Genomic DNA, 5,474 nt, shown 5'->3' with positions numbered 1-5,474 from the left:
CATTAGTCTACTCATTTGGATGTGATTTCTAATTAGGATATGAGTAATATTGATGATAATAAGAATGATCCTAAAAAGGTAAGGTTCCTATTACAGTCTTATGCTAGGCATATTTCAACAAATGTAAAAAATACGACAATTATGGCAGATATTAATGAGCATTTCGGTCAGATAAGCGAACCAACATTTTATTCGTATGTTAATGCATTGAAAAAACTATTTGTAATAGACAATATTGCTGATTGGTCGCCAAATATCAAATCGAAAAACATAAATCCGATCAAATGAAAAAAACAGTTCACAGATCCCTCAATTGCAGTTGAAGCTTTGAATTTAAATCCCGAAGGTTTGTATGAAAATATGGTTGATGCAGGATTTATTTTTGAAAATTTATGTATCCGTGATTTGAGTGTATATACTTCCAAATTTGGAGGTTCAATATCATATTATCATGATAATTCCGATGTGGAGGTTGATTGTGTTGTACATCTTAATGATGGAAGATACGCTTTAATAGAATGTAAGTTGGGAAAAACAAAAATAGAAGAAGGTGCTCAAAACTTACTAAAAATTAATAAAATTATTGAAGCTAATGATGAAGTTAGAAATCCAAGTTTTTTAGCAGTTTTAACTGGTGGAGACGTAGCAAAAACCAGAAAAGATGGAGTTAAAGTCATACCAATTGGTTGTCTAAAGTAATATTATTTCATTTATTAACAAACAAAATAATAGTTTAAAAAATAGGAGGAGTTTAATTGATTAAAAAACTCCTTATAAATTTATTTTAATCCCATCGGCTCCGCAACAACAATGAAACCATTTTATCCGTACTGAAAAAACAAAACAATACAGACCTATCAGCCAGATACTGCCTTGGTGATTCCAATTAAAATAATCAAATCATTGCATTGAAACTTCAAGGATTTGAAATAAACCTATAATCTTCTTTTCAATCCGCCTACTCCAACTACAAATAAAGCAAGTAAAGCCATAGCTAAAGGATTACCAGTAGCAGGTAAAGTTTCTTCACTTGCTGATGCGCTTTCTACGTCAATGTAAGCAATATCATAATTGTTTGATGTATCAGGATCAAATATATCGCTTACTGCTACTGCTTCAATTAATGCTGGGCCAGGAGCAACTTTGTACATTGCAAGCACTAACTCAGTGTAAGTGCCTTTTGCTAAGTCACCGACATCCCAGATACCAGTTTCAGGGTCAAATGTTCCGGAAAATGCAATGTGATCGTAATAAATCAAATTGTCTGAACCTAATGCAACTAAAGTGTTTTTAGCTGTATCTGGTCCGTAATTGTATACTACAACACTCCAGGTGTTCATGTCTCCAACTTGTTGCAGTGGAGTCACGTCAACCGCCAAATCGGCTTTTGGAATGTTTGCTGTAGCATTGGCTGTTACGGGTTCACCGGCAGCATTTCCAACATCACTGGAAACTTCTTCAACAGCAGTTTCTTCCACAGACATTACGTCTGCTGAAGCATCATCGCTTGCCACATCTTCAGCGCTTACAGCACCTAAGGTCAAGGATAATGCAAGGATTAATAACAATATTCCTAGAACAGATTTTGTTTTCATTTTATCACACAAAAACTTTCTATAAAACCACTAGGAAATTACTTAAGCACTTAAATAAAATCAATATATAAATGATTTTATAATAATATTTTCACATTCATAGCTTATATTAGTACCTATTTTGGTTTTGATATACATTATCTGCAAAAATGATGAAAATCATATAATTTCATTCATTTCAATATTTCATAATTCAAAAATTCGCCATACAAATTAAACGCTTGTTTAAAAAATTACACCAATATTAATTAAAACATAAGTTTTTATACTCCTTTGAATAAATATATATGTAATATATTTTTTTAATCAAATTTTAGAGTGTATGTAATGAATATAAAGAGAGTATTATTGGTTTTAAGCATCTTCATTGTTCTTCTGTTTGCAATGGGTGCATATTCGGCAAATGACCATTCATCCTATGATGAAATCGTTGAATTACTTCAAAACGCTAACGCAAGTGACCTTACAGGCTGCTGTTCAGTGGTCTGTCAGCTTGAAGGAAACGACAGTCTCATGACTTTCAGAAGGGATGCAGGATACTCCGCAGACATATTCATTGAAGAAATCGACTGGCATGGAAAGCAGGCCATAAAACAGTACAAGGAAGAGGGAGGATACTTCTGTCAGGTTATCGTTACAAGCGACGGCTGGACAATAGGCTACGGCGGTTTGGATGACGGAAAGGACAATGAGGTCATTGAAAACATCACTGCAGATATGGTTGTAAACAATAATATCTCCCAAAGCGGTCTGGAAGAAATTCAAAAAATAAAGACTGCATACGGAAGAGGGCATGTTGTCATCAAATCACCTGAAGGACAATACGGTGTTGTAATAAACGACACACACTTCACAGGCAAGCTGAAACCTGGAGATTACCTATCAGTTCCGAACAAATACTCATACTTCAGGTCAGGCGACATACAGCTGAACGCATCAGACAAGGTTAAAATCATGAATAAACTGGAGATTTCAGACGGATACGGGCTTGAAAGAAGAGACATTACAACATATTATTTCCACCATGTTGACAATGACACATTCAAGGGAAACGTTACAGACATGTTCATATCAAACGATGACGGATCATTTTACGGAATGAACACCGGAGGATCATATGACAACGTTCACTTCAACGGTTCAGTAATCAAGGGTTCAACACTTCCTATTGCACCTACATACAGAGCCTTTGGAACTGTTGAGTTTCCGGATGAAGGCAATGACATTTTAGGTTTCATCTTAACTGTTTTAGGATATATTGCAACCATTATTTTAATATTAATCATACTTGTTTTGGGTATAAGAACATATAATAAAATAAGATATGCAAGAAGGGACAACAGAAATATCCAGCATCAGATTAATGCAAAAAATTTCGCAAGTCTCTGGAATTCAAAAAACAGCAGAAACACCAAAGACCTCTGGGGTACACAAAAAAATAAAAAAAATAGAAGATAGCTCATTAAGAGCTATTTTAAAACTTTTTACCAAGCTCGTAAGCTTCTTTTAACTTGTCAGGCTGTTCATCTTTTACGATACCTGCAGGACCTGCACTGCCTGCATCAACATAACCGATCACATCATATCCCATAAATGAGAATGGGGATGCTTTTGTAAGTTCAATATAATCCTTATATGTTCCTTCAGGCTGATTTTCGGTAAATATAAGTGCCGCTTTTCCGCTTAGGCTTTTGTCAGGGTTTTGGCCTATGCCGTAGAAACGGTCGATTATGAGTTTTCCCTGGGCTGACATCTGACCGTAGTAGATTGGTGTTGAAAATATTACTCCATCGGCAGCCACCAGTTCATTGATGATTTTATTTCCGTCATCTTCCCTTACGCAGTCAGGATTTTCAGCGCAGAACATGCATGCCTTACATGGTGCAATATCTTCTTTTTCAAGGTAGTATTTGGTTACTTCAGCGCCGTTTTCCTCAGCGCCTTTAATCATTTCATCCATTAATACGTCACAATTTCCACCTACACGTGGACTGGCTTGAAGTGCTATAATTTTCATTTTATATTACTCTCCGATTGTTTTATGTTTATTATTATATTCTAGAAAGTATTTATATGTAATGAGAAATTATTTTAATAATAACTTACATATATCATATTAACAAAATTATGGAGATGAACTATGAGCAAGACATGTCCTAACTGCGGTGTCAATTCACCGGACAATGCAAAGCACTGCATAGAATGCGGAGAAAACATTGAAGACGTTCCAATCAATAAGGAAGCAAAACCGAAAGTTGAGCCTGCTTCAGATAATGGCGGATCTTCTCTTGGATGCATCATAATGATTGCTGTGGTTGTAATTCTGATTGTCGCTGCAGGATTTTTCATATTCAATTCAGGAAATAATGAAACTCCAGAAAAAAACATTACAATAACCTTTGATGAGGTATATGTTCATGATTACACCTCAAGCGGAAAGCTATACTATTCATACTCCGTTTCAGGATATATCAACAATTTCCCGGATGACATGAACGGTTATATGATTAAGACAATCTATTATGATTCCAACGGAAATGAAGTTACATCAACAACAAACAAGCTGTCTTACTATGATTACTATAAGGACAGTGACTATCCGGCAACAATAAGTACATACATTACACAGAACTATGTTGAAGTTGACCACATCACGGTTCAGGTTATTAAGGACAATGCCGTTTTAGATGAGTTTACAACGACAATGAATACGAATAAACTGACTTCCGTTCAGCCAACATCATATAATCTGACTAACGAAACTTAATGTCAGTGATTGAAATTGTCCTGTGTAAAAAGTAGCTGATTTTTATTAGCTATTTTTAATTTTCTTATTTTTCTTTATTTTTAAAATTTCATTATTATATCTTTTATATTTCAAATATTTAGTTTATTAGAGTTTATTTTATAAATTAAAAGTAAATTTGCAAAAAATTACTCTAAAAATTGTTCTGACTGATAAATATTGTTCTCACTTAACCTCTTATTTTAAATATGAAGAAATATTAACTACTTCCATAGGATAATTCAATGAATTAACCTTAAATCAAACCTCAATTTAATAGGGGGTGTTAATATGATAGAATTATTATATGTAATTATTTATCTATATTTTCCCCTTACTTATCCAATAGAGGTATTCTATGAAAAACAATAATTGTAACATCACATGTGATGTAAATGAATTATTTAAAGTATTATCATTAGATATACTGATAATTTATTTCGGATCTAGCATGAATGTGCAAGGTATCATCATAGTCATGTTACTTAGATTATTTGTGATTCATATGGAACCACGATAATTAATTGATTTGGAAGTTATTAACGTAAGGTTTTTTGAGAATTCGTATTCTCACCGAGGTTTGCTTTTCCTATGTGAAACGGCTTCCAATCATTAATTATTTAAAATGATAAAAAACTATAAATAGAATAGAATATTAAAATATTATTGAAGTAAAACTTCACACCCTCTGGGTAAGTTAAAGAATCATTGCTGTATACGAAATATTGCACTTCACTGTGCAATATGGCAATGATTCCAAAAATAATAATACTGATTTTATTTAAAAACTATCAAATTTAAACCATTACATATAGATGTACTTACTTAAATCCAATCATTTTACACAAAATATTTTCTTTCTGTTAATTTGGTTCCCTCAATGAGGCTAAAATTTTATAAAAATTAATAAAAATTAATAAATTTTATTAAAATTTATAAAAATAAGAGCGATGCTACATCTATTTATACTATAACAGACATATTTATATTATATAATTCATATCTAATTTATATTAACATTAAATTACTTCAATATCAATAAATCACTGGTATTTGATTAAAATAAGCTTAAATTATGCTTTTTTTATAGTTAT

General features: G+C 32.6%; 4 protein-coding genes and 1 pseudogene. 3 read left to right on the top strand and 2 right to left on the bottom strand.

The genetic code is table 11. The features are described 5' to 3' along the window. Positions 1–39: 39 nt before the first annotated feature. A pseudogene (locus ACKI2W_RS09020) lies at positions 40–699 on the top strand (DUF4143 domain-containing protein). Positions 700–935: 236 nt separating this feature from the next. Here ACKI2W_RS09020 and ACKI2W_RS09015 read toward each other — a convergent pair. Continuing rightward, entirely contained in the window at positions 936–1,595 is a 660-nt protein-coding gene (locus ACKI2W_RS09015) for a DUF11 domain-containing protein (protein WP_407381358.1), read from the bottom strand. Positions 1,596–1,922: 327 nt separating this feature from the next. On the opposite strand from ACKI2W_RS09015, the gene ACKI2W_RS09010 reads away from it, so the two are divergent. Then, on the top strand, positions 1,923–3,053 hold the full coding sequence (locus ACKI2W_RS09010) for a hypothetical protein (protein WP_407381356.1): 1,131 nt from the start codon (positions 1,923–1,925) through the stop codon (positions 3,051–3,053). Positions 3,054–3,069: 16 nt separating this feature from the next. Here the strand turns inward: ACKI2W_RS09010 and ACKI2W_RS09005 are convergent, their stop codons facing one another. After that, complete coding sequence (locus tag ACKI2W_RS09005) at positions 3,070–3,612, bottom strand: flavodoxin family protein (RefSeq protein ID WP_407381355.1); 543 nt, start codon at positions 3,610–3,612, stop codon at positions 3,070–3,072. A 123-nt stretch (positions 3,613–3,735) separates the two neighbouring features. Here ACKI2W_RS09005 and ACKI2W_RS09000 point away from each other — a divergent pair, with 123 nt between their 5' ends. Further along, complete coding sequence (locus ACKI2W_RS09000) at positions 3,736–4,362, top strand: hypothetical protein (protein ID WP_407381353.1); 627 nt, start codon at positions 3,736–3,738, stop codon at positions 4,360–4,362. Positions 4,363–5,474: the final 1,112 nt, after the last annotated feature.

Source organism: Methanobrevibacter sp. (assembly GCF_045603845.1).
Taxonomy (GTDB): domain Archaea; phylum Methanobacteriota; class Methanobacteria; order Methanobacteriales; family Methanobacteriaceae; genus Methanocatella.
This window is presented reverse-complemented; position numbering and strand designations above follow the sequence as displayed.

What these genes read in the sequence shown, in the direction of transcription:
- ACKI2W_RS09015 (WP_407381358.1), bottom strand. Translation starts at nt 1,595, where the DNA reads ATGAAAACAAAATCTGTTCTAGGAATATTGTTATTAATCCTTGCATTA.
- ACKI2W_RS09000 (WP_407381353.1), top strand. Translation starts at nt 3,736, where the DNA reads ATGAGCAAGACATGTCCTAACTGCGGTGTCAATTCACCGGACAATGCA.
- ACKI2W_RS09010 (WP_407381356.1), top strand. Translation starts at nt 1,923, where the DNA reads ATGAATATAAAGAGAGTATTATTGGTTTTAAGCATCTTCATTGTTCTT.
- ACKI2W_RS09005 (WP_407381355.1), bottom strand. Translation starts at nt 3,612, where the DNA reads ATGAAAATTATAGCACTTCAAGCCAGTCCACGTGTAGGTGGAAATTGT.